24 protein-coding genes are annotated in these 25,579 nt (G+C 61.9%); 16 read left to right on the forward strand and 8 right to left on the reverse strand.

Annotated elements, in window-relative coordinates:
• Window positions 1-37: 37 nt before the first annotated feature.
• Window positions 38-850 (reverse strand): bestrophin-like domain, encoded by an 813-nt coding sequence (locus tag ACR0EF_RS10940; protein ID WP_170370361.1) that lies wholly within the window; start codon window positions 848-850, stop codon window positions 38-40.
• 420 nt (window positions 851-1,270) lie between these two features.
• Between ACR0EF_RS10940 and ACR0EF_RS10945 the strand changes: the two genes are divergently transcribed.
• The 10 genes from ACR0EF_RS10945 (at window position 1,271) to ACR0EF_RS10990 (ending at window position 12,185) form a co-directional block, all read left to right on the forward strand.
• The gene (locus ACR0EF_RS10945; protein ID WP_170370473.1) at window positions 1,271-3,214 is read left to right on the forward strand and encodes an AMP-binding protein; all 1,944 of its coding nucleotides are present in this window, start codon (window positions 1,271-1,273) and stop codon (window positions 3,212-3,214) included.
• A 77-nt stretch (window positions 3,215-3,291) separates the two neighbouring features.
• Window positions 3,292-4,113: an ABC transporter ATP-binding protein gene (locus ACR0EF_RS10950; protein WP_093963943.1), complete on the forward strand. Its 822-nt coding sequence runs from the start codon at window positions 3,292-3,294 to the stop codon at window positions 4,111-4,113.
• Between the two features lie 29 nt (window positions 4,114-4,142).
• Window positions 4,143-5,129 (forward strand): branched-chain amino acid ABC transporter permease, encoded by a 987-nt coding sequence (locus ACR0EF_RS10955; protein ID WP_170340766.1) that lies wholly within the window; start codon window positions 4,143-4,145, stop codon window positions 5,127-5,129.
• A 3-nt stretch (window positions 5,130-5,132) separates the two neighbouring features.
• Window positions 5,133-5,390 (forward strand): hypothetical protein, encoded by a 258-nt coding sequence (locus tag ACR0EF_RS10960; RefSeq protein WP_170340767.1) that lies wholly within the window; start codon window positions 5,133-5,135, stop codon window positions 5,388-5,390.
• Window positions 5,391-5,393: 3 nt separating this feature from the next.
• The gene (locus tag ACR0EF_RS10965) at window positions 5,394-6,470 is read left to right on the forward strand and encodes a branched-chain amino acid ABC transporter permease (protein ID WP_170370360.1); all 1,077 of its coding nucleotides are present in this window, start codon (window positions 5,394-5,396) and stop codon (window positions 6,468-6,470) included.
• Window positions 6,471-6,541: 71 nt separating this feature from the next.
• Entirely contained in the window at window positions 6,542-7,825 is a 1,284-nt protein-coding gene (locus tag ACR0EF_RS10970) for an ABC transporter substrate-binding protein (protein WP_170342736.1), read from the forward strand.
• A gap of 83 nt (window positions 7,826-7,908) precedes the next feature.
• Window positions 7,909-8,742, forward strand: coding sequence for an ABC transporter ATP-binding protein (locus tag ACR0EF_RS10975; RefSeq protein ID WP_170342738.1), 834 nt, complete (start codon window positions 7,909-7,911; stop codon window positions 8,740-8,742).
• Between the two features lie 19 nt (window positions 8,743-8,761).
• The gene (locus ACR0EF_RS10980) at window positions 8,762-9,979 is read left to right on the forward strand and encodes a phenylacetate--CoA ligase family protein (protein ID WP_170373175.1); all 1,218 of its coding nucleotides are present in this window, start codon (window positions 8,762-8,764) and stop codon (window positions 9,977-9,979) included.
• 114 nt (window positions 9,980-10,093) lie between these two features.
• Window positions 10,094-11,761 carry an ABC transporter permease gene (locus ACR0EF_RS10985; RefSeq protein WP_170373176.1) on the forward strand — a complete coding sequence of 556 codons (1,668 nt, stop codon included), beginning with the start codon at window positions 10,094-10,096 and terminating at the stop codon, window positions 11,759-11,761.
• A 73-nt stretch (window positions 11,762-11,834) separates the two neighbouring features.
• Window positions 11,835-12,185 carry a DUF2794 domain-containing protein gene (locus tag ACR0EF_RS10990; RefSeq protein WP_170342743.1) on the forward strand — a complete coding sequence of 117 codons (351 nt, stop codon included), beginning with the start codon at window positions 11,835-11,837 and terminating at the stop codon, window positions 12,183-12,185.
• Here ACR0EF_RS10990 and ACR0EF_RS10995 read toward each other — a convergent pair.
• From ACR0EF_RS10995 to ACR0EF_RS11005, 3 genes are all read right to left on the reverse strand, one after another.
• On the reverse strand, window positions 12,182-12,919 hold the full coding sequence (locus tag ACR0EF_RS10995) for a C40 family peptidase (protein ID WP_170373177.1): 738 nt from the start codon (window positions 12,917-12,919) through the stop codon (window positions 12,182-12,184). The two genes, ACR0EF_RS10990 and ACR0EF_RS10995, sit on opposite strands and share 4 nt — an antisense overlap.
• Window positions 12,916-14,298: a leucyl aminopeptidase family protein gene (locus tag ACR0EF_RS11000; protein ID WP_170373178.1), complete on the reverse strand. Its 1,383-nt coding sequence runs from the start codon at window positions 14,296-14,298 to the stop codon at window positions 12,916-12,918. The genes ACR0EF_RS10995 and ACR0EF_RS11000 overlap by 4 nt, the downstream gene beginning before the upstream one ends.
• Before the next feature lie 61 nt (window positions 14,299-14,359).
• Window positions 14,360-14,749, reverse strand: coding sequence for a hypothetical protein (locus tag ACR0EF_RS11005; protein ID WP_170340773.1), 390 nt, complete (start codon window positions 14,747-14,749; stop codon window positions 14,360-14,362).
• A 142-nt stretch (window positions 14,750-14,891) separates the two neighbouring features.
• On the opposite strand from ACR0EF_RS11005, the gene ACR0EF_RS11010 reads away from it, so the two are divergent.
• The 5 genes from ACR0EF_RS11010 to ACR0EF_RS11030 all read left to right on the forward strand — a co-directional run bounded on the left by ACR0EF_RS11010 (window position 14,892) and on the right by ACR0EF_RS11030 (window position 21,226).
• Window positions 14,892-15,542, forward strand: a complete 651-nt coding sequence (locus ACR0EF_RS11010; protein ID WP_093963954.1) for a carbonic anhydrase — start codon at window positions 14,892-14,894, stop codon at window positions 15,540-15,542.
• A 61-nt stretch (window positions 15,543-15,603) separates the two neighbouring features.
• On the forward strand, window positions 15,604-16,581 hold the full coding sequence (locus tag ACR0EF_RS11015) for a sodium-dependent bicarbonate transport family permease (protein ID WP_170361196.1): 978 nt from the start codon (window positions 15,604-15,606) through the stop codon (window positions 16,579-16,581).
• Window positions 16,582-16,585: 4 nt separating this feature from the next.
• A complete protein-coding gene (locus ACR0EF_RS11020; protein WP_093963956.1) occupies window positions 16,586-16,897 on the forward strand; it encodes a P-II family nitrogen regulator in 312 nt (103 codons plus the stop codon).
• Between the two features lie 198 nt (window positions 16,898-17,095).
• Window positions 17,096-19,144 carry an acyltransferase family protein gene (locus tag ACR0EF_RS11025; protein ID WP_170373179.1) on the forward strand — a complete coding sequence of 683 codons (2,049 nt, stop codon included), beginning with the start codon at window positions 17,096-17,098 and terminating at the stop codon, window positions 19,142-19,144.
• A gap of 162 nt (window positions 19,145-19,306) precedes the next feature.
• On the forward strand, window positions 19,307-21,226 hold the full coding sequence (locus ACR0EF_RS11030; RefSeq protein WP_170370354.1) for a DUF3604 domain-containing protein: 1,920 nt from the start codon (window positions 19,307-19,309) through the stop codon (window positions 21,224-21,226).
• Between the two features lie 52 nt (window positions 21,227-21,278).
• Here the strand turns inward: ACR0EF_RS11030 and ACR0EF_RS11035 are convergent, their stop codons facing one another.
• Window positions 21,279-21,701 carry a hypothetical protein gene (locus tag ACR0EF_RS11035; protein WP_170370353.1) on the reverse strand — a complete coding sequence of 141 codons (423 nt, stop codon included), beginning with the start codon at window positions 21,699-21,701 and terminating at the stop codon, window positions 21,279-21,281.
• On the opposite strand from ACR0EF_RS11035, the gene ACR0EF_RS11040 reads away from it, so the two are divergent.
• Window positions 21,685-22,041, forward strand: a complete 357-nt coding sequence (locus tag ACR0EF_RS11040) for a hypothetical protein (protein WP_170361202.1) — start codon at window positions 21,685-21,687, stop codon at window positions 22,039-22,041. The two genes, ACR0EF_RS11035 and ACR0EF_RS11040, sit on opposite strands and share 17 nt — an antisense overlap.
• Window positions 22,042-22,186: 145 nt before the next feature.
• Here the strand turns inward: ACR0EF_RS11040 and ACR0EF_RS11045 are convergent, their stop codons facing one another.
• The 3 genes from ACR0EF_RS11045 to ACR0EF_RS11055 form a co-directional block, all read right to left on the reverse strand.
• On the reverse strand, window positions 22,187-23,209 hold the full coding sequence (locus ACR0EF_RS11045) for an aspartate-semialdehyde dehydrogenase (RefSeq protein WP_170373180.1): 1,023 nt from the start codon (window positions 23,207-23,209) through the stop codon (window positions 22,187-22,189).
• A gap of 103 nt (window positions 23,210-23,312) precedes the next feature.
• The gene (locus ACR0EF_RS11050; protein ID WP_170370352.1) at window positions 23,313-24,344 is read right to left on the reverse strand and encodes a glycosyltransferase family 4 protein; all 1,032 of its coding nucleotides are present in this window, start codon (window positions 24,342-24,344) and stop codon (window positions 23,313-23,315) included.
• 20 nt (window positions 24,345-24,364) lie between these two features.
• Window positions 24,365-25,537, reverse strand: coding sequence for an MFS transporter (locus tag ACR0EF_RS11055; RefSeq protein ID WP_170365966.1), 1,173 nt, complete (start codon window positions 25,535-25,537; stop codon window positions 24,365-24,367).
• Window positions 25,538-25,579: the final 42 nt, after the last annotated feature.

Here is a 25,579-nt window from a genome sequence, read left to right on the forward strand (position 1 = left end):
CTATGCAGTTATCTAAGCTGTGTTTTCAGGCTAACCCTCAAAATGATCTTTCGATCACCTTTTCAAGTGAAACAGGTGTGACTTTAACAATCCGCTCGAATGGATTCCCCATAACGACGATTCCAAAAAGCACTGCTCCGTTCAATGCCGCAAACATCGCCATCACCGCCGTAGAAGCACTACTCAAGGGGTATGCTAGCAAACAAATCGCAGAAAAAACAAAACCGACTGAAGCGATCGTCCAGAATAGCCGGGTTGGGCCAGACAGGACATTCAAACTGAGAGTGGCACGGGTCTCTTGCACAACCAGATGACTGGTAAGAAGGTCTTCTGCAATCGGTTCGTTTGCGTTTGACCGCAGATGCATCAAGCCGGTACCGATCTCACGCATTAGCGCGTCTGCTGCCAACGAAAGCTCGCCTTCGCTGAGAAGGGGCCATTCCTCATTGACTAGGACGTTTGCCAGTTCCGCCACTTTGGCTCTTATGATCGCAGCTTCCGGGTCGCTCGACCAGCCCAAGCCTTTATAAATTCGCTCTATTTCTATGGCCTGCTGGTTGGCAACAGATCTCAATTCGATGAAGTCGTCTCGAGTTACGCTAAAGCCAAGTGTCAGCAACAGCGAGTGTATCACTGATATTCTGAATGCGCCCCAATCAAGAATCTTGATGTGTTCGTCGGCAATTCGGTTATGTATCACGGCGTACATCAGGCGGTACAGCAAAGTTGCGACGAGGGTGAAGCATGCGACGCACAGCAAGAATACGGGTATCAGATCATTAGAAAAGGCCAAGGTCCGTACCTTTCGATCACTTTTTTCGCCGCTCAACACCCACTTTTGAATGAGCATCCAGCAACTTTTTATATCGGAAACCTAGGATCGCAAACACTGCTACTTTGGGTCGCCGAGGACAAACGTCAACTTCGGGCTCGAAGCTGCCATTTATCACGCTCTGCTTATACGACCGCTACCATATTCTCTTTAGCGTTTCGGCGTAGAAGCAGAATGCAAACCCACGCCGCTCTTTTTTGAAGCGTGCTGTTTCGCAGTTTGTACAAGACGTACAAATCGGAACATCACCCCGGCATCCCTGTTACAATTCGTAAGATTCCGGAAAACATCACGAAAAAGTTGACGCTGATCGTCCTCCTTGTCCTTAATCGGGGCAGCGACGCGCGGGTCTGACCCGGCGACGTCGTTCCGGCCCAAACCGGGGCCGGATGGGGAGGAGAGATAGAATTGGCTCAGACGCAGTCGGGCGCCGAGGGGATGCATTCCCTTCCGGCGCTGCTACACCGCAATGCGACGCAGTTCGGGGATGCCCCGGCCTACCGCGAAAAGGAATTCGGGATCTGGCAGTGCTGGACCTGGGCGGAAACCGCCGCTGAGATCCGTGCGCTGGCTCTGGGTTTCCTGGAGCTTGGCGTTGAAAAGGGCGACCATATCGCCGTGATCGGGCGCAACCGTCCGGCGCATTACTGGTCGATGGTCGCGGCCCAGATGGTGGGCGCGGTGCCGGTGCCGCTGTATCAGGACTCGGTCGCAGAAGAGATGGCCTATGTGCTGGAACACTGCGGCGCGAAATACGTGGTCTGCGGCGACCAGGAGCAGGTCGACAAGGTTATCGAGATCCAGCAGGACATGCACCAGGTCAAGCACATCCTGTACACCGACAAGCGCGGCATGCGGAAATACGACCACAGCCAGATGAACGCGCTGAGCGACATCATGGCCGAGGGCCGCGCCGGGCACCACCGGTTCGATGCCGAGCTGGACCGCCGTATCGCCGAGATCACCTATGACGACACCTGCGTGATGCTCTATACCTCGGGCACCACGGGCAAGCCCAAGGGCGTGGTTCTGTCGAACCGCAACGTGATCGAAAGCGCAAAGAACTCGGCTGAGTTCGACCACCTGACCCGGAACGAGGATATCCTGTCCTATCTGCCGATGGCCTGGGTGGGCGATTTCATCTTTTCGGTCGGTCAGGCCTATTGGTGCGGGTTCTGCGTGAACTGTCCCGAAAGCGCCGACACGATGATGACCGACCTGCGCGAGATCGGCCCGACCTACTTCTTCGCGCCGCCGCGCGTGTTTGAGACCCAGCTGACCAACGTGATGATCCGGATGGAGGATGCCAGCCCGATGAAGCAGCGGATGTTCCGCTATTTCATGGATCACGCCAAAAAGGTCGGCGGGCGCATCCTGGACGGCCACCCGGTCGGCTTCGTGGATCGCCTGAAATACGCGATCGGAAATGTCCTGGTTTACGGACCGCTCAAAGACACGCTGGGCTATGGCCGGTTCCGTGTCGGATACACCGCGGGCGAGGCGATCGGGCCCGAAATTTTCGATTTCTACCGCTCGCTGGGGATCAACCTGAAGCAGCTGTATGGTCAGACCGAGGCAACGGTGTTCATCACCGTCCAGCCCGACGGCGAGGTGCGCGCCGACACCGTCGGTGTGCCTGCGCCCGATGTCGAACTGAAGATCGCCGAGAATGGCGAGATTTTCTATCGCTCGCCCGGAGTGTTCGTTGAATACTTCAAGAACCCCGAATCCACTGCCTCGACCAAGGACCCCGAAGGTTGGGTGGCCACGGGCGACGCGGGGTTCATCGAGGAAAGCAGCGGCCATCTGCGGATCATCGACCGCGCCAAGGACGTGGGCAAGATGGCCGACGGCTCGATGTTCGCGCCGAAATATGTCGAGAACAAGCTGAAGTTCTATCCCGACATCCTCGAAGCGGTGCTGTTCGGCAATGGCCGCGACCGCTGCGTGGCCTTCATCAACATCGACCTGACGGCGGTGGGCAACTGGGCCGAGCGCAACAACATCGCCTATGCCTCGTACCAGGAACTGGCGGGCCATCCGCGGGTGCTGGAGACGATTCGCAGCCATGTGGAAGAGGTCAACAAGTCGGTTGCCGCCGACGAGATGCTGTCAGGCTGCCAGGTGCTCCGGTTCGTGGTGCTACACAAGGAACTGGACCCCGACGATGGCGAGATCACCCGCACCCGAAAGGTGCGCCGCAAGTTCGTCGAGGACAAATACGCCGACATCATCGCCGCGCTTTATGACGGGTCCGAGACGGTCTCGACCACGACCGAGGTGACCTATGAGGACGGGCGCAAGGGATCGATCAGCGCCACGTTGCAGATCGTCGACGTGCCGGTCGTGCCGGTGTCGCATCAGAAGGTGGCCGCGGAATGAGGCCGGTCGTGCGCCGCTCGGCCTGCGGCCATCGCCCCGCCCGCCGTCCCGTTAACCCGCAGTTTGAGGAGTAGACGATGCTGGATGCATCCGACGACGGATATGTCACTGAGGATGGCCGCAAGATCGGCGGCGTGGTGATGGAGATGAAGAACATCACCCTGCGGTTCGGCGGCGTGGTGGCGATTAAGGACATCTCGTTCGACATCCGCCAGGGCGAGATCCGCGCGATCATCGGGCCCAACGGTGCCGGCAAGTCCTCGATGCTGAACGTGATTTCCGGCTTCTACATCCCGCAGGAGGGCGAGGTCTGGTTCCACGGGGCGAAACGCCCGCAGATGAAACCCTATGAGGTGGCCCGACAGGGCATCGCGCGGACCTTTCAGAACATCGCCCTGTTCGAAGGCATGAGCGTTCTGGACAACGTGATGACCGGCCGCCTGAACTTCATGAAGACAAACATTCTGCAGCAGGCGATCTGGCGCGGCAAGGCCGAGGCGGAAGAGGTGGAAAACCGCGAGGCGGTCGAGAAGATCATCGACTTTCTGGAAATCCAGCACATCCGCAAGACGCCTGTGGCGCGGCTGCCCTATGGCCTGAAGAAGCGCGTCGAACTGGCCCGCGCGCTGGCCGCCGAACCCAAGCTGCTGCTGCTGGACGAGCCGATGGCCGGCATGAACGTCGAAGAAAAAGAGGACATGAGCCGCTTTATCCTGGATGTGAACGACGAGTTCGGCACGACCATCGCCCTGATCGAACATGACATGGGCGTGGTGATGGACCTGAGCGACCGCGTGGTCGTGATGGATTACGGCAAGAAGATCGGGGACGGCACGCCCGACGAGGTGCGCAACAACCAGGAAGTCATCGACGCCTATCTGGGGGTCAGCCATGACTGAGCTCCGCACAGAATTGAGGGGAGGCGCATATGCCTGATCAGTTGATTTTCGCGATGGAGGTCTTTCTGAACGGCCTCATGGCCGGGGTGCTGTATGCGCTGGTCGCGCTGGGCTTTGTGCTGATCTACAAGGCGTCGGGGATCTTCAATTATGCCCAAGGGGTTATGGCCCTGTTTGCGGCGATGACGCTGGTGGGGATCATGAACGGGCAAGTGCCGTTCTCCCATCTGATCAACGCGATCTTCGGTACGCATATTCACTACTTCGGCTGGAATGTGCCGGCGCTGCTGGCCATTCTGCTGACGATGGGCGTGATGGTCCTGCTGGCCTGGGCGGTGCAGCGCTTTGTCATGCGCCACCTTGTGGGGCAGGAGCCAATCATCTTGTTCATGGCCACGATCGGCCTGGCCTATTTCCTGGAAGGCGTGGCCGACCTGATGTGGGGATCCGAGATCAAGACGCTGGACGTGGGTCTTCCGCAGGGCATCAACCTGTGGATCGACGAGACCACCTACAACATCTTCGGCTACGGCTTCTTCATCGACAACCTGGACATCGTGGCGACGGTCATCGCGGCGCTTCTGGTGGCGGCATTGGTCGCGTTCAGCCAGTACACCAAACAGGGCCGCGCCATGCGGGCCGTGGCCGACGACCACCAGGCCGCGCTGTCGGTGGGCATCTCGCTGAACTTCATCTGGATCATGGTCTGGTCGGTGGCGGGGTTCGTGGCGCTGGTCGCGGGCATCATGTGGGGCACCAAATCGGGCGTGCAGTTCTCGCTGTCGCTGATCGCGCTCAAGGCGCTGCCGGTGCTGATGCTGGGCGGGTTTACCTCGATCCCCGGTGCCATCGTCGGCGGGCTGATCATCGGCGTGGGCGAGAAGCTGTTCGAGTTCGCCGTGGGCCCGCTGGTGGGTGGCGCGACCGAGAACTGGTTTGCCTATGTTCTGGCGCTGATCTTCCTTGTGTTCCGGCCGCAGGGCCTGTTCGGCGAGAAGATCATCGAGAGGGTGTAGGCCATGACCAAGCTGATCGCCATCATCAACGTGATCGCGTGGGCGGGGTTCTGGGCCTTTGGGTACATCGCCCTGACCTCGAACGATCTGACCGCCAATCAGCTGACCGTGGCCGCGCTATTGGCCTTTGCCGGGCTGGTGATGGGTGTTCTGGCCTACATGAAACTGGTGCGCGCCTCAGAGGCGAGCGGATATGCCAAACGGTCCAACCAACTGGACGCCGAAGCCCGCAACCGGGCGCAGGAACAATGGGGAAAGTAAGACATGTTCTATCGTGAGGCCGGAGACTTCAAGACCTCCTACAGGGACGACAACCAGACTTTCCCGATCAAGTTCGACCGGTATCGGTATTATGTGGTGCTGGTGGTGGCGTTCGGGATCATCCCGTTCATCATCAACGACTATTGGGCCAACGCGCTGCTGCTGCCCTTCCTGATCTATGCGATTGCGGCGATCGGCCTGAACATCCTTGTGGGGTATTGCGGGCAGGTTTCCCTGGGTACCGGGGGGTTCATGGCCGTGGGCGCCTATGCCTGCTACAAGCTGATGACCGCCTTTCCAGACGTGTCGATGTTCATCCATGTGATCCTGGCCGGCGGCATCTCCGCCATCGTGGGCGTGCTGTTCGGCCTGCCCAGCCTGCGGATCAAGGGGTTCTACCTGGCGGTGGCGACGCTGGCGGCGCAGTTCTTCCTGGTGTGGCTGTTCAACCGGGTGCCGTGGTTCTACAACTATTCGGCCTCGGGGCAGATCAACGCGCCGGAACGTGACGTGTTCGGCATCATCATCACAGGCCCCAACGCGCCGGCCTGGGCGACCTATCTGTTCTGCCTGATCTTCCTGACCGCCTGCGCGATCATCGCCCGCAACCTGACCCGCGGCACCACCGGGCGCACCTGGATGGCGATCCGCGACATGGATATCGCCGCGGAAATCATCGGTGTGAACCCGCTGCGCGCCAAGCTCAGCGCCTTTGCCGTCAGCTCGTTCTTCGTGGGCGTGTCGGGCGCGCTGTTCTTCGCCATCTACCTGGGCGCGGTCGAGGTGGGCGAGGCCTTCGGCATCCAGAAATCCTTCCTGGTGCTGTTCATGGTCATCATCGGCGGGTTGGGCTCGATCTTCGGATCCTTTGCCGGCGCGGCCTTCCTGGTCCTGTTGCCGGTTGTGCTCAAGGTCGTGGGCGCGGACATGCTGGGCTGGCCCACCGATATCGTCGCGCATCTGCAGCTGGTGATCGTGGGCGGGCTGATCATCCTGTTCCTGATCCTAGAACCGCACGGTCTGGCGCAGCTGTGGCGCGTCGCCAAGGAGAAACTGAGACTCTGGCCTTTCCCGCACTAGGGACTGGCCCAATCAAGAAAGGGGCGCAAAGCCCGAACCAACATCGGACAAACCAAGGGAGGAGACACCCGATGAACAAGAAACTGGCAACAATGGCGCTGGGTGCGCTGATGGCCGCAGGTCCGGCAATGGCCGACCTCGTGTTCCCGTCGCTCAGCTACCGCACCGGGCCTTACGCCGCGGGCGGCATCCCCTTCGCGGATGGCTACGCGGACTATTTCACTCTGCTCAACGAGCGGGACGGCGGCATCGGTGGTGTTCCGGCCAAGGTCATCGAGTGCGAAACTGGCTACAACACCGAGAAGGGTGTGGAATGCTATGAATCGACCAAGGGCGAAGGTGCGCTGGTGTATCAGCCGCTGTCGACCGGCATCACCTATCAGCTGATCCCGAAAACCACGGCTGACGACATCCCGATGCACACGATGGGATATGGCCGCACCTCGGCCAAGAACGGCAAGGTGTTCAGCCACACGTTCAACTACCCGGCCAACTACTGGGACGGTGCCTCGGGTGCGATCAACTATCTGCTCGAGGAAAACGGCGGTGATCTGAGCGGCAAGAAGATTGCGCTGGTCTATCACAACTCGGCCTATGGCAAGGAGCCGATCCGCACGCTGGAAGAGCTGTCCAAGAAGCACGGCTTCGAGCTGGTGGCCCTGCCGGTCGACCACCCCGGCCAGGAGCAGAAATCACAGTGGCTGCAGATCCGCCGCGATCGTCCCGATTATGTCCTGATGTGGGGCTGGGGCGTGATGAACCAGGTGGCCATCCAGGAAGCCGCGAACATCCGGTTCCCGATGGAGAACTTCATCGGCATCTGGTGGTCGGGCGCTGAACATGACGTGATGCCCGCCGGTGCGGCCGCGAATGGCTACAAGGCGCTGACCTTCCACAACGTCGGCTCGGACTATCCGCTGTATGACGACCTGCAGAAATACGTCATCGACGCTGGCAAGGCCGCCGGTGCCGGTGATCAGGTCGGTACGGTCCTGTACAACCGCGGCCTCTATGCTGCGATGCTGGCAGCCGAAGCCGCCAAGAAGGCACAGGAAATCTCGGGCAAGGCTGACATCACCTCGGGCGACATGCGCGACGGTATGGAAGCACTTGAGATGACCGAAGCGAAGATGGCCGAACTGGGCCTGCCGAACTTTGGTCCGACCTTCTCGGTCAGCTGTGAAAACCACGGCGGGGATGCCCTTGTGGGCGTGACCCAGTGGGATGCAGACAGCAAGACCTGGACTCTGATTTCGGAGTTCAAGGCTACCGATACGGACGTGATCGGCCCGCTGATCGAGGAAGACTCGAGCGCATACGCGGCTGAGAACAACATCGAACAGGGCTGCAACTAAGCGGCACGAACACCGGGGCGGCGGCTGACCGCCGTCCCGAACCGGACAAGCCCCGAACGGGGCAGGCATGAGGACACGCGCTGATGCTGGATGCGGCACAAACCACTGACGTGCAGGCGGAAACCCTGCTTGAGGTCAACAATATCGAGGTGATCTACAACCACGTGATCCTCGTGCTGAAGGGCGTCAGCCTGACCGTGCCCAAGGGCGGGATCACCGCGCTGCTGGGCGGCAACGGGGCCGGCAAGACGACGACGCTCAAGGCGGTGTCGAACCTGCTGCATTCCGAACGCGGCGAGGTCACCAAGGGCTCGATCAAGTATCGCGGCCAGAACGTGCACGAGAGCGATCCGGCCGACCTGGTGCAGAAGGGCGTCATCCAGGTGATGGAAGGCCGCCACTGTTTCGAACATCTGACCGTCGAGGAAAACCTGCTGACCGGGGCCTATACCCGCAAGGACGGCAAGGCCGCCATCCAGCAGGACCTTGAACTGGTCTACAACTATTTCCCCCGCTTGAAAGAGCGCCGCCGAAGCCAGGCAGGCTATACCTCGGGCGGGGAACAGCAGATGGTCGCCATGGGCCGCGCGCTGATGAGCCGCCCCGAGACGATCCTGCTGGACGAGCCCTCGATGGGCCTTGCGCCGCAGCTGGTCGAGGAGATCTTCACCATCGTGAAGGACCTGAACGAACAGGAAGGCGTGTCTTTCCTGCTGGCCGAACAGAACACCAACGTGGCGCTGCGCTTTGCCCATTACGGATATATCCTGGAATCGGGGCGCGTGGTGATGGACGGCCCAGCCGCCGAACTGCGCGAGAACCCGGACGTCAAGGAATTCTACCTCGGCATGTCCGACGAAGGCCGCAAGAGCTTCCGCGACGTGCGGTCCTATCGTCGCCGCAAGAGGTGGCTGTGAGCGGATGGAGGATCTGGCGATGACATTCTACGACGCTCTGGAAACCCGTTCGGCCGATCAGCGCGCTGCCGAGCAATCGACTGGTCTGCCCGAACAGCTGGCGCGGGCGAAATCCGCGCCCGGTTTCGCGGCCCATTTCGCCGATGTCGATCTGGACGCGATCCAGACCATCGCGGATCTGCCCAAGCTGCCGGTTCTGCGCAAGTCCGACCTGACCAAAGCGCAGGGTCAGCACCCGCCCTTTGGCGGCTTTACGGTCAAACCCGCGCATGGCTTTGCCCATGTGTTCCAGTCACCCGGGCCGATCTATGAACCCGGCGGAGTCGATCACGACTGGTGGCGCATGGGCCGGTTCCTGCATGCGGCGGGCGTGGGCCAGGGCGATATCGTGCAGAACTGCTTTGGCTATCACCTGACACCGGCGGGCATGATCTTTGAGAACGGCGCGCGTGCCGTGGGCGCCGCCGTGCTGCCCGCGGGCACCGGCCAGACCGAACTTCAGGTCACCGCCGCCCGCGACGTGGGCTGCACTGCCTATGCCGGTACGCCCGATTACCTGAAGGTGATCCTGGACAAGGCCGACGAGATGGGCGTCGTTCTGAACTTCTCGAAGGCGGTCGTGGGCGGCGGGGCACTGTTCCCCAGCCTGCGCCAGGCCTATGCCGATCGCGGAATTTCCTGCCTGCAATGCTATGCCACGGCCGATCTGGGTAACATCGCCTATGAAAGCGCCGCGATGGAGGGCATGATCATCGACGAGCATGTCATCGTCGAAATCGTGACCCCCGGCACCGGAACACCGGTGGCGGAAGGCGAGGTCGGCGAAGTCGTGGTGACCTCCCTCAACCCCGACTATCCGCTGATCCGCTTCGCCACCGGTGATTTGTCGGCGGTGTTGCCCGGGCAGTCGCCCTGCGGCCGCACCAACCTGCGCATCAAGGGCTGGATGGGGCGCGCCGACCAGACCACCAAGATCAAGGGCATGTTCGTGCGCCCCGAACAGGTGGCCGCGCTGGTCGCCAAGCATGACGAGATCGTCAAGGCCCGCGTCATCGCTGCCCGGCAGGGCGAGATGGACACGATGACCGTGCAGATCGAAAGCCCTGGCGGCGATGATGGCGCCTATGCCAAGTCCGTGGTCGAGGTGCTCAAGCTGAAGGGCACGGTTCAGGTGGTGCCGCCCGGTTCGCTGCCCAAGGACGGGCTGGTGATCGAGGATCAGCGCGTCTACGACTGATCCGGCCCGGGGTTCTGCGGCCAAATGCGCCGCAGAATCCTGTGCCTGCCCACTGGCGTTTCCGAGTTTTTTGGTCGATTAAAGGTGAACCGCAACCTTTGCCGACCCGAGGCCATGGCCCAGATCGAATTCTCAGAACATGGATCGCGAAACCGCGGGGCCTTGGGCACCCGGTTCGTCGGGGCCCTGGCCTATCTGGTGGCAGCAGCCTGCCTGTTGCCGATGGTCGCCGTGGTGCTGGCGGCCGTCACCGGCGGAACCGACACGATCCGGCATCTGCTGGACACGGTCCTGCCCGGCTATGCGGCCACCACGCTGGTTCTGGTCTCATTGGTTTCGGTGGGGACCTTCGCCATCGGGGTCGGGGCCGCGTGGCTGGTCACCATGACCCGTTTTCCCGGCGTACGCCTGTTCGAGGTGGCACTGGTGCTGCCGCTGGCCTTTCCAGCCTATGTGCTGGCCTATGCCTATACCTTCATCCTCGATCATCCCGGCATCGTTCAGACCACGTTGCGCCAAGTGACCGGCTGGGGCCCGCGCGACTATTGGTTCCCCGAGATCCGCTCGACCGAGGGCGCGGCAGTGATGCTGATCCTGGTGCTGTACCCCTATGTCTATCTGTTGGCGCGCGCCGCCTTTCTGCAGCAAAGCGCCACCGCTTTTCTGGCGGCGCGGGCGCTGGGCAGCAGCCCGTGGTCGGCCTTTTGGCGTGTCTCGCTGCCGATGGCGCGGCCCGCGATTGCCGGTGGTGTTCTGCTGGCGGTGATGGAGACCATCGCCGATTTCGGTACGGTCGCCTATTTCGGGGTTCAGACCTTTGCCACCGGCATCTACACTAGCTGGTTTTCGATGGCCGACCGCGCGGCGGCGGCGCAGCTGGCGCTGTGCCTTCTGGCCTTTGCGCTGGTCATGGCAGTGACCGAGCGCACCCAACGGGGCAAGGCCAAATACTACCAACCCGGCAAACGCCACGCGGCATTGCCCGCCGCACAGCTGAGCGGCTGGCAGGCCGTGGCGGCATGGGTTTTGTGCGCCATTCCGGTTTTGTTCGGCTTTCTGCTTCCGGTGATCGTGCTGACTCAGATGGGATTGGAGTCCGAGCAGAACCTGCTTTCGGCCCGCTATCTCGGGTTCATTCGGAACTCTCTGACGCTGGCAGGAACGGCAGCGGTGATCACCGTCTGCGCCGCGGTCTGCGTCGGGTTCTTCCAACGGCTGAGACCCGGGCGCGGTTCGGCCATGGCGGCTTATGTGGCGCGGTTGGGCTATGCCGTGCCAGGCGGCGTGATCGCGGTCGGGCTGATCGTGCCTTTTGCCGGGTTCGACAATGCGCTGGACGCCTGGATGCGGCAGACCTTCGGCGTGTCGACCGGGTTGCTGGTCACCGGCTCGATCTGGCTGTTGGTGGCGGCCTACATGGTGCGCTTTTTGGCCGCCGCGCTGAGTGCCTATGAAAGCGGTCAGAGCACGGTACATGCCAACATGGATGCCGCTGCCCGCTCGCTGGGGCAGACGCCATTGGGCACGTTGCGGCGGGTGCATCTGCCGATCCTCACGCCCTCGCTGCTGACGGCGCTGCTGATCGTGTTCGTGGACGTGATGAAGGAACTGCCGGCCACGCTGATCATGCGGCCCTTCAACTTTGACACGCTGGCGGTTCAGGCCTACCGGCTGGCCTCGGACGAACGGTTGGAGGGCGCGGCCGTTCCGTCTCTGGTGATCCTGGCCGTGGGGCTGCTGCCGGTGATCCTGATCTGCCGCCAGGTCGGGCGCCGGCCCTGACGGGCGGTTCAAAAATACCACACCATGTCGTGACAGGCTTGATCTGATCGCATTTTCCGGCAAGGCTGGAGTCATGAACATGCAGCCTCCCAGCCGGAACCCTGCAAGTCCGGTCCAGATGCCGGTGGCCTTCAACCGGCAAGAGATGTCACAGATTCTCTCCGTTTATGGACGGATGGTCGCCGCCGGAGAATGGCGTGACTACGGAATATCAAATCTGCGCGACGTTGCCATATTCTCGATCTTCCGGCGTACCGCCGAGCACCCGATCTATCGTGTTGAAAAACACCCCCGGCTGCGTTCAAAGCAGGGGATGTATTCGGTGATGGGCATGGACGGGCGCATCCTGAAACGCGGGCACGACCTGCGCGCCGTTCTGCGGGTACTGGAACGCAAGCTGATCCGCTCGGTCGACCCGGATTAGAGCCGCTTGTGCGCTGTGACCGGCCCGTCGCCCTGGGTCTCGATCCGGGCAATGGCCTGATCCATCGGTTCAAAGACCACCGCCATGTGATGCGCATTGGCATGCAGCAGCATGTTATCGCCGGACACCCAAGCCACATGGCCTTTCCAGAACAACAGATCGCCACGCTGCGCCAGGGTGCCTTCGGGCAGTGCGGTGCCAAGCTCCCGCTCCTGGTCGCCGCTGTCGCCGGGGCAGGCAACGCCGCAGGCCAGCAGCCCGTCCTGAATCAGGCCTGAACAATCCAGCCCCCACCGGCTGTTTCCACCCCAAAGATAGGGTGTGCCCAGAAACAGTTCGGCCACCGCGACCGGGTCGTTCAGCAGGGTTCCGACCGGTTTGACATGCACTGCGGGGATGAACCCAAGCTCGGTCTCGACAAAGCGGTCCTGCGGCGACAGCACCACGATCCGGCTGCCAAAGCTCAGGCTGACCCGGTCCGGGCTTTTGATGTCGGGTTCCGAATAGGCATGGGTCGCCGGGGCCCAGATCCAATGCGTGGCCGGGGCGTCAGGGCCCAACTGGTCCGCGCGCAGCCAGCCTTGATACCCATCCTTGTCGGAAGTCACCCGGCACCAGCCGCCGGATTGTTCGGTGACGTCCAGGCCGTCGCCATACAGAAGCTGACGGTCGCGCGGGCTCTTCGGACTGCGCAACAGGTCCACGACGGGGCGGATGACGCGCGCGCGGTTCACAGGCCCAACATCCCGGGCAGGGCGGTCAGCAGGGCGCGCGGCCCTTGTCCCAGCCCGCCTTTGCTGCGGCCGGGCTCTTTGGCCTTTTGCCAGGAGTAGATGTCGAAATGCATGTACCGGCTGTTTTCCACGAACCGCCGCAGGAACAGCGCCGCAGTGATCGACCCCGCGAACCCGCCCGCCGGCGCGTTGTCGAGATCGGCGATGCCCGGCTCGATCAACGTCTCATAGGGCGTGTGGAACGGCATCCGCCAGACCGGGTCAGCCGCCTGAACGGCGGCCTGCGCCAACGCCTGCGCGGCGGCATCGTCATCGGTGTAGAACGGGGCCAGATCCGCCCCCACCGCCACCCGCGCCGCGCCGGTCAGCGTCGCCATCGAGACCACCAGATCCGACGCACCCTCATCCGCCAGCGCCAGCGCATCGGCCAGAACCAGCCGCCCCTCGGCATCGGTGTTGTTGATCTCGACCGTCAGGCCCTTGCGTGAGGTCAGGATGTCGCCCGGCCGGAACGCGTTGCCCGCCACCGCGTTTTCCACCGCCGGGATCAGCACGCGCAACTGCAGCGGCAGATCCAGCGCCATGATCATGCGCGCCAGTCCCAGTACGTTCGCCGCGCCGCCCATGTCCTTTTTCATCAACCCCATCGAGGCACCCGGCTTCAGGTTCAGTCCGCCGGTGTCAAAGCAGACGCCCTTGCCGACCAAGGTCAGCTTCGGGCCGCTTGTGCCCCAGGTCATCTCGATCAGGCGCGGAGCCTGTTCGGCGGCCCGACCCACCGCGTGGATCATGGGAAAGTTCTGTTCCAGCAAGCTGTCGCCAATGGTGACGGCACAACGAGCCCCGTACTCCTGCGCCAGCGTTTCAACGGCGTCTTGCAGGGCCTGAGGTCCCATGTCGGCCGTCGGAGTGTTGACCAGGTCACGGGTGAGAGCTTCGGCATTGGCCATGATCTCAACCCGCGGAGCATTCACACCGTCCGGCGCGACCAATCGGGCTTTTGCGCCGGACTGTTCGGCATATCGGTCGAAACTGTACCCGGTCAGCAACCAGCCCAGGGCTTCGATTTCGGCTCTGTCTGTCGGCAAACCGGACGCAATCCGGTAAGTGCCTTCGGGCAGAACCTCGGCGGCGGCGGCAAGCGGAAAGCGTACCCGAGCGCGCCGGGTGTCGGTTCCATAGCCTGCCAGCGCGAATTGCGGCGCGCCCGTCGGTCCGGGAACCAGCAGAACCTGCCCGATTGCGCCGGAGAATCCGTTCGCGGCCACCCAGGCCTGTGTTTCATCGGGCTGAGACTTCAACCATGGCTCGAGCCCGTCCTGCGCAAGAACATGCAGATCAATGGCAGGAGCATCGGAAGGTGCAAAAGACAGGGACATGGGCGCCTCGGACTGTTCTGGTGCCGCCTACACTAGCCGCCTGTTGTTCGCCCGCAACCCGTCATATCGAAAGATCCTGTTGATCCCATACTGCGGTCAGCGACCGCTCGCCCACCCGGATCAGTCGGCTGAGCGTGGCTCCGGTCGCCACCGCATCGCCGGCATCTACCGTCCGGGCCACGTCGCCGGCGACCCGGGCCAGCGCCGTCATGCCGACCTGTTCGGATATCGCGACCAGAGACTTGGCGCATTTGCGCAGCCCCGCCCAGTCACGTTGACGCCAGAGCCGTTCACAATTCGACAGGCGTACTGCCAGCTCCTCGACCGTTCGGCACAGAACGTCGACCGCGTTCGTGTCACCCAATTGCCGATACAGCCCGTTCAGCCGGTCCGGATCCAGCCGCACGGACTCCTTCTGTTCAAGCGTGACGATCTTGTCCACCTCATTCACCCCAATCTTTCTGCCCCCACGGCATCTGCGAACCTGTCACAAAAGACCTTTGCAATTCCTTTCGGCCAATCGGGATAATGTCTCGAATTTTGTTCGAACTTGCGTTAGATCGGCGGTCGAACTGCAAATTTGGGAAAACGCGATGCACCACGCCAAACCTCTGCCGAGCTATCTGGTCAAACGGTACCACGGTTGGAAAGCCACGTCCTATTCCGAGAACCAGGCCTGGTACCGCCGGCTGGCGACCGAGGGTCAGCGTCCGCGGGCGATGGTGATTTCCTGCTGTGACAGCCGGGTCCATGTCACCTCGATTTTCGGGGCCGACCAGGGCGAGTTTTTTATCCACCGCAATATTGCCAACCTGGTGCCGCCCTACGAACCGGACGGCGAGCGCCACGGCACCAGTGCAACCATCGAATATGCGGTGACGGCATTGAAAGTGGCGCATCTGATCGTACTGGGACATTCGCAATGCGGTGGGGTGCAGGGCTGTATCGACATGTGCAAGGGCGAAGCGCCGCAACTGGAAGCCAAAGAGAGCTTTGTCGGACGCTGGATGGACATCCTCAAACCGAAATTCGATCTGGTCTCCGATGTCGAGGACCCCGCCGAACAAGCGCGCCAGTTCGAGCGTCAGGCGGTTGTCGCGTCGCTCGAAAACCTGATGACCTTCCCGTTCGTGGCCGAGGCCGTACAGAACGGCTCGATATCGCTGCACGGCTTGTGGACCGACATCGGCGAAGGCGGTCTGGAGTATTATGATCCGTCAGGAAAAAAATTCCTGCCGGTTTAGTCTTTAAATCGGAGAAACGCACCCTAATTGAACGCTAGTTCAATTAGGGTGCGGTGACTGTATGGAAAACCTGTTGTCTCTGGCGGCCGACAATCTGGTCTCGCCGATCATTCTCAGTTTTGTGCTTGGTCTGTCAGCGGCATTGGCCCGATCTGACCTGACCATTCCCGAGGCCATCGCCAAGGCGATGTCGATCTATCTGCTGTTTGCGATCGGCTTCAAGGGTGGTGTCAGTGTTGCCGCACACGGGATCGACGCCACGCTTGGCTTGTCCCTCATTGCAGGTGTCATTCTGTCCGCATTGCTGCCCCTGGTGGCGTTCGGCCTGTTGCGCGTGCTGACCAACCTTGACCATGTCAACGCAGGCGCGGTCGCAGCGCATTACGGCTCAATCTCGATCGTCACATTCGTGGCCGGTACGTCGGTTCTGGAAAGTCAGGGCCTGGTGTACGAGGGCTACATGGTGGCTGTTGCGGCGGCGATGGAAGCGCCGGCGATCCTGTCCGCTCTGTGGCTGATCTCCCGCGGCGGCGGAGCCCGCCGGATGGACTCGGATCTCTGGCGCGAGATTGCCCTCAATGGTTCGATCGTTCTGCTGGTCGGGTCGTTTGCAATCGGCTGGATCACGGGCGAGGACGGTCTGGCCGAGATCAGCAGCTTCGTGGTCGCACCGTTCAAGGGGGTTCTGTGCCTGTTCCTGCTGGACATGGGTATCGTCGCCGGGCGCGGATTGCGTGCCGGGCGCGGGCTGATCACGATGGGTCTGCTTGGCTTCGGCGTGCTGATGCCCCTGATCGGGGCCGGTGCCGGGTTGGTGGCCGCGCTCCTGTTGGGTCTGTCCACCGGCGGAGCGGTGTTGCTGATGGTGTTGGGCGCCTCCGCCTCGTACATCGCGGTTCCGGCGGCGATGCGCGTGGCCGTGCCCGAGGCGAACCCGTCCATCTATCTGACCCTGTCTTTGGGCGTCACGTTCCCATTCAACCTGGCGCTGGGCCTGCCGATCTACGTCTCGGTCGCCCGGGCCGTTACCGGAGGATAAGACGATGCAGACACATGATGCCAAACGGGTCGAGATCACCATCGAAGCCATCGTGAAATCCCGTCTGACGGATGCTCTGGTCGATCAAGGTGTGACCGGGTTCACGATCCTGCCGGTGCTCGGCGGATCGGGACGATCGGGTGAATGGAGCCGTTCTGGCCAGGTCAGCCGCGCCAGCGGGATGGTTCAGGTCATCTGCATCATTCGCCCCGACCGCTTGGACGGGCTGCTGAGCGCGATCCTTCCCGTACTTGATCGCCATATCGGGGTTGTAAGCGTCACCGATTGCCAGGTTCTGCGGGCCGAGCGTTTCTGACCCGGAGATCTTGGGATCGGATGCGCGCCTAACTACCGGATTCATGGCGTAGACCCATGCACGATGTGCGGAGCGAACAGGCAAACCCCTGTTCGCAAAACCACACATTTTCCTTCAGAGCGGGCTGACTGACAAACATCGTTGATGGCAACCCGGACGGGCGCTAGCATTTCAGCCAGCATCTTGAGGTTGGCCGTATTGAGCATCGCCTACAGAAGGGAAATTGACGGCCTTCGGGCAATTGCCGTGTTGCCAGTGGTCTTCTACCACGCCGGATTGTCATGGCTGTCCGGTGGGTTTCTGGGTGTTGATGTCTTCTTCGTCATCAGCGGCTACTTGATCACGTCGCTTCTGATCGGGGATATTCAACGCGGACGGTTGTCCATCGTTGATTTCTACGAAAGGCGAGCCAGGCGGATTCTTCCGGCCCTTTTTGTGGTTCTGGCCGTGACGACCTGCCTGGCGTGGATCTGGATGCTGCCGGCCGATCTCAGGGTCTATTCGCGAAGCCTGTCATCCGTCGCGGTTTTCCTGTCGAACGTCTTCTTCTTCCGGAACAAGGACTATTTCGCGGATGAATTCGACATGCATCCGCTCCTCCACACCTGGAGCCTTGCGGTGGAAGAACAGTTCTACCTGCTGTTTCCGCTACTGCTGCTGTTTCTGTTTCGACGAGGGACCCGGACCTGCATCATTGGCCTGACGGTGTTGCTTTTGGCTAGTCTGTTGCTGGCGCAGTGGACATCGGAAAACGAACCGAGGGCAGGGTTCTACCTCATCTATACCCGCGCGTGGGAGCTTTTGGCCGGCGCGATATGCGCCTTCGTTCCGCGGCAGGACAAGGGGCGTTTCTCGACTGTGCTGCCCCTGCTGGGCATGGCCGGGCTGCTGGTGTCTTACGTGATGTTCGACCGGTACACGCCGCACCCGTCAATCCTTACGGCCGTGCCTGTTCTGGGAACCGTTCTGGTCATCCTTTTCGCCAGCCAACGGGACCCGGTGGGGGCGCTGTTGTCGTCTCGGATCATGGTCTGGATCGGCCTGATCAGCTACAGCCTTTATCTGTGGCACTACCCTTTGTTGGTCTTTGCCAAGATCCGGAGTGTTCCGGCCCCAACGCCGCTGACCATCGCCAGCCTTGTTGTGCTGGCCTTTGTGCTCTCCGCCTTGACATGGCGCTTCGTCGAGCAACCCTTTCGCCGTCGCAGGGAAGGTCTGTTCAGCCGCCGGGGGATCTTCATCGGAAGCGCCGCGATATCGGCTTTGGTGTTCTCGGTCGGGGTGTTGATCTTCGCAACCGATGGCGCGCCCGATCGCAAGGCGCTGCGCGATCTCGATCTGCCAAGGCTGACCGAAAGCCTGGCTCCGAACCGCGGTTTGAGCAATGAATGCAACGGTCGGATGCCGGTGCCGGACAGCTGTGCGACTTCCGAGTCTCCCAAGGTTGCGGTTTGGGGGGACAGTTTCGCCATGCATCTGGTGGTCGGCCTGACCGCGGCCTATCCCGAGCTTGGGGTCGTCCAGCTGACCAAGTCGCTCTGCGCGCCGATCGCCGGTATCGCCTTTGCCGATCGCGGCCGGACCGGAGAATCCCCGCAAGCCTGTCTGGATTTCAGCGACCAGGTGCTGGATTATGTCACTTCGACCGACAGCATTGACTATGTCATCGTCTCATCGCCGTTCTACTACCTGTTCGAGCCCGGCGGACTCGCCGCCGTTGACGGTGCAATGGACCCCGAAGGCCCGCAGAGCACGGTTCTGCGGAACCTGGAAAAAACGCTCGAACGGCTTGTGTCTGCCGGTAAAACCCTGATCGTTGTGTCTCCGCCCCCCTCGAATGGCCAAAACCTGGGCTATTGCGCGGTGAATGCAGAACTCCGAGGCGCTGACCCGGATCTGTGCGACTATTCGTTCGCGGACATACAGCCGGAGCTTCTTGAGGTTGCTGAGATGCTGCACCAGCTCGAGGGCCGCCACAAAGTCGTCTGGCTGGATCGGATACTCTGCGATGCTGACGGCATGTGCCGCGCCAGCGACGGCACGACGGCATACTATCGGGATGGTCGCCATCTCTCGAAAGAAGGTTCGCGCGAACTTGGGTGCCGCACCGGTGGATGGTTCCTGTTCGGGGACGAACCTAGTGGGCCAGCCGGCTCTGGCTCAGCGGCGGTCCCTGCGAATGACCGTACCTGCAGCCAACTTCAACAGAACGCCGACCTGGCCCAGAGAGACTCGAACGGAGAGTGATTCCTCAGCCCTGCATTGGTCTGCCGCCCGCGCGCTGAACCACTGCAGCGCGAGGTCCGGGTTGTGCCGATAGTAAATTTTATTCGAATATCCAAATCCGTGATAGGCTGCCGTCATTTCCGGAACCAACCGAATGGAAATGACACACCTGGGAGGGATTTTATGACCAAGTCTTTCGCAATCGTTTCACAACGTCCCTTGTGGACATTGGCCTGTCTGGCCGCGCTGACCGCCACATCCGTGTCCGCGCAGGAATTCCAGACCGAGCAGGACAGCACGGACGTCGTATTGGCGCCTGATGATTTCTCTCCCTATGCGGGGCGGAACTTTCCCCAACGGCCGCTGTGGGGAGACTCGCATCTGCATACTTCGGTTTCGGTTGACGCCGGCACGATGACCCGGCTGACCCAGGAACAGGCGTTTCGCTTTGCCCGCGGCGAAGAGGTCACGACAACCCACGGCCTTCGGGCCAAGCTGTCCCGTCCGCTTGATTGGCTGGTCGTCTCGGACCATGCCGAGATGTACGGGCTGATGCCGCAACTGCTGGCCGGAGACGCCGAGGTTCTGGCGACACCCCAGGGCAAGGCCTGGTACGAGGCGCTGACGGCGGGTGACAGCCAGCTTGCGTTTGACACGGCAATGGAGATCGTCGCCTCGTTGTCGGATGACGTCCCGCCCATCGACAACCCGAAGGCCATCAAGCATGCGTGGGAGGCGTACACGGCCCTTGCGGACAGCTTCAACGAGCCGGGAGTCTTTTCAGCCATCATCGGTTATGAATACACAACCGAGGGCGCCAACAACCTGCACCGGAACGTGCTGTTCCGCGATGGGCGCGACCGGGCCAACCAGACCCGCCCGTTCTCGCAATACGACAGCAAGAACCCCGAGGACCTGTGGGCCTTTCTGGCCGAATATGAGGAAAGGACAGGCGGCGAGGTCCTCGCCATCGCGCACAACGGCAACCTGTCGAACGGGCGGATGTTCTCTCTGAACGCCTACGATGGATCCGCACTGACCCAGGAGATCGCAAGCCTGCGCGCCCGGTTCGAGCCGCTGTACGAACCGACGCAGATCAAGGGCGACGGTGAGGCGCATCCGTTCCTCAGCCCCGATGACGAGTTCGCAGATTTCGACACATGGGACGCGGCCAATCTGAACGGAACCGAGTTGAAGCAACCCGAGATGCTGGCCGGTGAATACGCGCGCGAGGCTTTGAAGCGCGGGCTCAAGATCGAACAGGAGCTGGGTGTTAACCCGTTCAAGTTCGGGATGGTCGGCGCGACGGATTCGCATACCGGTATGGCAACGGCGCAGGAAGACAACTTTTTCGGCAAACATTCCGGGGTCGAGCCCGGGCCGAACCGTTGGGAACACCTAGTAATCGAAGCACCCGACCCAGAGCTGTCGATCTATGGCTGGAAACAGGCCGCTGGTGGATTGGGTGCGGTCTGGGCGACGGAAAACACCCGCGAGGCGATCTTTGACGCGATGCAGCGCAGGGAGACCTACGCGACCACGGGGTCGCGTATGGGGGTTCGGTTTTTCGGCGGTTATGACTTCACCGATGAGGATGCCGCAAGCCGTGTTCCTGCGGATGCCGGCTACAAAAAAGGCGTACCGATGGGGGGCAACCTGCAGGCGTCTCCCGATGGACGGGCTCCGAATTTCCTTGTTTTTGCATTGAAGGACCCGATTTCCGGCAACCTGGATCGCATCCAGATCGTCAAGGGCTGGGTCGATGCTGACGGGGCCTTGCAGGAGAAAGTCTACAACGTCGTCTGGGCCGGCGATCGCCAGCTGGACGAGAACGGCAAGCTGCCCGAAGTCGGCAACACCGTCGATGTCGAAAACGCCACGTGGACCAACACCATCGGGGCAAGTGAGTTGATCACCACGTGGCAGGATCCGGATTTCGACCCCAACCTGTCTGCGTTCTACTATGCCCGTGTGATCGAGATCCCGACCCCCCGCTGGACCGCCTACGAGGCCAAACGGTTCGGGATCGAGATGCCGGACTATGTTCCGATGATCACGACCGAACGGGCCTATACGTCGCCGATCTGGTACACCCCGGGATAAACAATCGTTCCGTGAAGCGAAGCCCCGCCTCGCGCAGGCGGGGCGGTCTTGTTCATTCGGCTGGGTTGGGGTTGCCGGCCACCGGCCTGCGGTTGTCCGCGTCTATCGCTCCGAAACCGTGAAGCAGCAGGATGAACACGAACAGGACCATGGTCAGAACCGCCAGAAGCGATCCGATCTGGGCAAGGGTTTCGCCCCTTTCGGTAATTGCCAGCACGATCCCGGGAACGAGCACCAGAACCGTTGCCACGGACAGCCCATAGTGGAGTTTCGCCAGACCGCTGCGCGCCGCCTCGGGGGTCAGAGCGTAGTAGAATCCGAACACTGCCAGCGCAACGAACCCGATCAGGTTCAGGTGGCCATGTGCTGGCGACAGCGTGTGATCATGGCTGGCCGACATCTGGATTCCCCACAACATGCCCAAAACGGCAAATATGGCTGCGGTGGTCAGAAAAAAGATGGGCAATCTGGTCATAACGGTCTCCTTTGAATATTCGATGAGCCGCACGGGGCGTGGAAAACTGGGTTTGCCGGAAAAGGTGTGTTCTGACGCGGGCATCCGAACCATGCTGCCCAACCCGGCCCGAACCGTCTGGCAGTGCGGCGTCGAGCACCGAAGGCCAGAAAAACATCGGCCTACTCAGCGGTTCCAGAGCTGGTGGGATCGCGCGGTGTCGAACCCCGGTTCCTGCGACAGGTCAGGCTCTGTTTGGTCAATCATGGCTCGTTTCCCCTCGGCTGAGATTGAAACGAAGGCGCCTTCAATGGGCGGAAAAATACCAGCAGCTGTGAAATATGAAAAATTGATTATGTGAATAATAGCTATTCACCTGGCGAATTTACTTTTGCTTGGGCAGAACCTGCGGTGATGCCTGGCGCGCCTTCCTTCTCGCATTGCCAAAAAATGAAAACCCCGCAGCCCATGCTGCGGGGTTTTAAGATTTCAGTCTGGTCCGGCTATCAGCCCTTCTTCAGGACCTCGCGGCCCAGCAGCTCGGCGATCTGAACCGCGTTCAGAGCCGCGCCTTTGCGCAGGTTGTCCGCGACGCACCACAGGTTCAGGCCGTTTTCCACGGTTGAGTCCTGACGGATCCGGCTGATGAAGGTGGCGAAATCGCCTACGCATTCAACCGGCGTGACATAGCCACCGGCCTCGCGCTTGTCGATCACCATCACGCCCGGAGCTTCGCGCAGGATGTCACGGGCCTCGTCCTCGTCCAGGAATTCCTCGAACTCGATGTTCACCGATTCCGAATGTCCGACAAAAACCGGCACCCGCACACAGGTCGCGGTGACCTTGATCGACGGGTCGACGATCTTCTTGGTCTCGACGACCATCTTCCACTCTTCCTTGGTCGAGCCGTCTTCCATGAAGACGTCGATATGCGGAATGACGTTGAAGGCGATCTGCTTCTGGAATTTCTTCGGGGCGACCTCGTTGATCGGGTTGTAGACGGCCTTGGTTTGATCCCACAGCTCGTCCATGCCTTCCTTGCCGGCGCCCGACACCGACTGATAGGTCGAGACCACGACGCGCTTGATCTTGGCGCGGTCATGCAGCGGCTTCAGCGCCACTACCATCTGCGCGGTCGAGCAGTTGGGGTTGGCGATGATGTTTTTGTTCTTGTAGTCGTGGATCGCCTGCGGGTTGCACTCGGGCACGATCAGCGGGATCTCGGGGTCGTAGCGATAGAGCGACGAGTTGTCGATCACCACGCAGCCGGCCGCTGCCGCTTTGGGGGCGTAATCCTTGGTCGCGGCGGACCCCACGGCGAACAGCGCCATGTCCCAGCCGGTGAAATCGAAAGTGTCCAGATCCTGGGTCTTGAGTGTCTTGTCGCCAAAGCTGACTTCGGTGCCCAGCGAACGACGGCTTGCCAGAACGGCAATTTCGTCCACGGGGAACTGGCGTTCAGCCAGGATGTTCAGCATTTCGCGGCCCACGTTACCCGTGGCGCCGACGACAACGACGCGATAGCCCATGTCTAGTCTCCTGAATTAAGGACGCGCGTTCATAGCCGCGTTGCAGAAAATAAAAAAGGGCCTTCGCGGCGGAATTGACCGAATGACGCAGTTTTGCGGCGACTCAGGCCTTCAGCAGCTGCTGATAGAGCGCAACAAGGGCCTGCGCCTCGCCGTTGATGTCGAAATTCCGTTCCACATGGGCGCGGGCGGCCCGGCCTGCGCGGGCCAGGGAATCACGGTCCGCCAGCATCTCGGCCGCGGCCGCGGCCAGCGCCGGAATGTCGCCCGGAGGCACCACCCGACCCAGCGTCGGGTCGGTCACGATCTCGGAGAATGCGCCCACATCGGTGGCCACCACCGGCACACCGCAGGCCATCGCTTCGAGGGGGGTCAGTCCGAACCCCTCCCAGCGTTGGGGGGCGATGAACAGATCCAGCGCCTGGTACCATTGGGCAATCTTGTCCACGGTGACCTCGGGCTTGAACAGGATGCGGTCGGACAGGCCGGCTTGGGCCACCTTGTCCTTCAGTTCGGTCAGGAAAGCGCTGTGTTTCTCGGTCGCGCGGCCCATGACGATGCCATGTACGTCGGGGACCTGCCCGCACAGGTCGATCATCGCATCGACGAAGGCGTCGGTGCCTTTCTGGTGGCGGATGCGGCCGTAGCAGCCCAGCAGCAGCCCGTCGGGCAGGCCCATTTGCGTCCGCAGCCCCGCCTTGTCGGCGGGTGGGGTGAAATCCTGCAGGTTGATGCCGTGCATGATCACCTGCGCGTCGCGCTCGAGGTATCCGGCCGTCTTGCGCGAGGTCGCCACCACCGCGTCCATCTTGCCGATCAGCCACTTGGTATAGCCCGTGTGCGCCCGCTGCGAGGCGCTGGTGAACAGCAGTTTCAGCCGCAGCCGCAGCAGGTCGCGCAGGATCAGGCCCAGCAGCATCTCGGTGTTGCGGCGGGCGTGCCAGACCCGCAGCGTCTTGCGCGACAGAAAGGGCAGGCGGCCCAGCGGGATGTGCGGGATGTCCGAAGGCAGGCCCGGGCCGGTGGCTGCGATGTCGATCCACTGTGCCTGCAACGGCACCAGCCGCGCGATCGTGGCGGTCACGCCGGACAGGCGGCGTTTGAGGTTTGGGGCAATAACAACGGGGTCGTTCACGGCGCGCGCTCCTGCGGGTCTCACTCCATGCTGTCACGGCTGAACAGGTAGATCACGCAGCCGATCGTCAGCGTGACGGCAAAGAAGGCGAATATCGCTGTGTAGGGTGCGGTTGGCCCCATGTCCACCGTCGCCGCATGGATGCGGCCGGTGGCGAATTGCGCCAGCCCCACGCCGCCGATCCCAAACAGGTTCAGCAGGGTCACGCCGCGCCCCACCAGATGCGCCGGGATGAAGGCGCGCCCATGCGCCATGATCACCGGGAAGGATGCCCCCAGAAACCCGATCAGCGCCATCAGTAGTACCGACAGCCAGACGGCCTCGGCGACCCACAGCCCCAGCAGCCCCAGCGCCAGCACCGCCAGCGCGTTGCCGCCGAAGATCACCCATTTTCGGGTGTTCAGCAGCCGGTCCAGCGGCCCATAGGCAAAGGTGCCCGCGATCATCGCGGCGCCCATGACCAGCGTGGCCTGCCCGATCTGGGTGGCGCTTAGCCCGAACACGTCCAGCAGATAGGGGCCGGCCCACAACCCCCGCAGCGCGGCCGAGGGTGCATAGGCCACCAGCATCAACGGCAAAATCGCCCAAAGCGCAGGTTCGCGCAGCAGGTCCAAAACCGACCCTTTCTGCTCGGACACAACCCGCGAGGGGTCTTTGACCGTGACCCAGATGCCCACTGCCACGGCGCCTGAGATCGCGGCCAGCCCCGCCAGAGTCGCGCGCCAGCCCATCAACTCGACCGCCAGCGCCGTGGGGTACGAGGCCACGAGGTTGCCGACCGACCCCACGCCCAGCATAACAGCGGCCAGGGTAGCGAACTTCGCGGGCGGGTATTCGCGGGCAAAGATGAAATACGAGGCCATCAGAACCGGCGAACATCCGACCCCGATCAACGCCATCGCCACCGCCACATGCAGGGGCGTCGCGGCCAGCGCGAACACCGCGGCCCCACCCGCGCCGCCGATCAGTAGCAGAACCGCCGCCGTCTGCCGGGGGCCAACCCGGTCCAGCGCCCAGCCCACCGGGATCTGCATCGCCGCAAAGACCAGAAACCACAGACCCGAGGCCCAGGCCAGATCTTCGGGCGTGGCGCCGATGTCTCGCGCCAGATCGGCAGTCAGAACCGCAAGGAACGCGCGGAAGAACTGGCTCAGGACATAGGCCAGACACAAGATCACCAAACCTGCCTGCATGTCGGTCTCCTTGCCGTCCGCCTTGGTGGGATGCTTGACACG

Source organism: Ruegeria sp. CG8, from assembly GCF_056537165.1.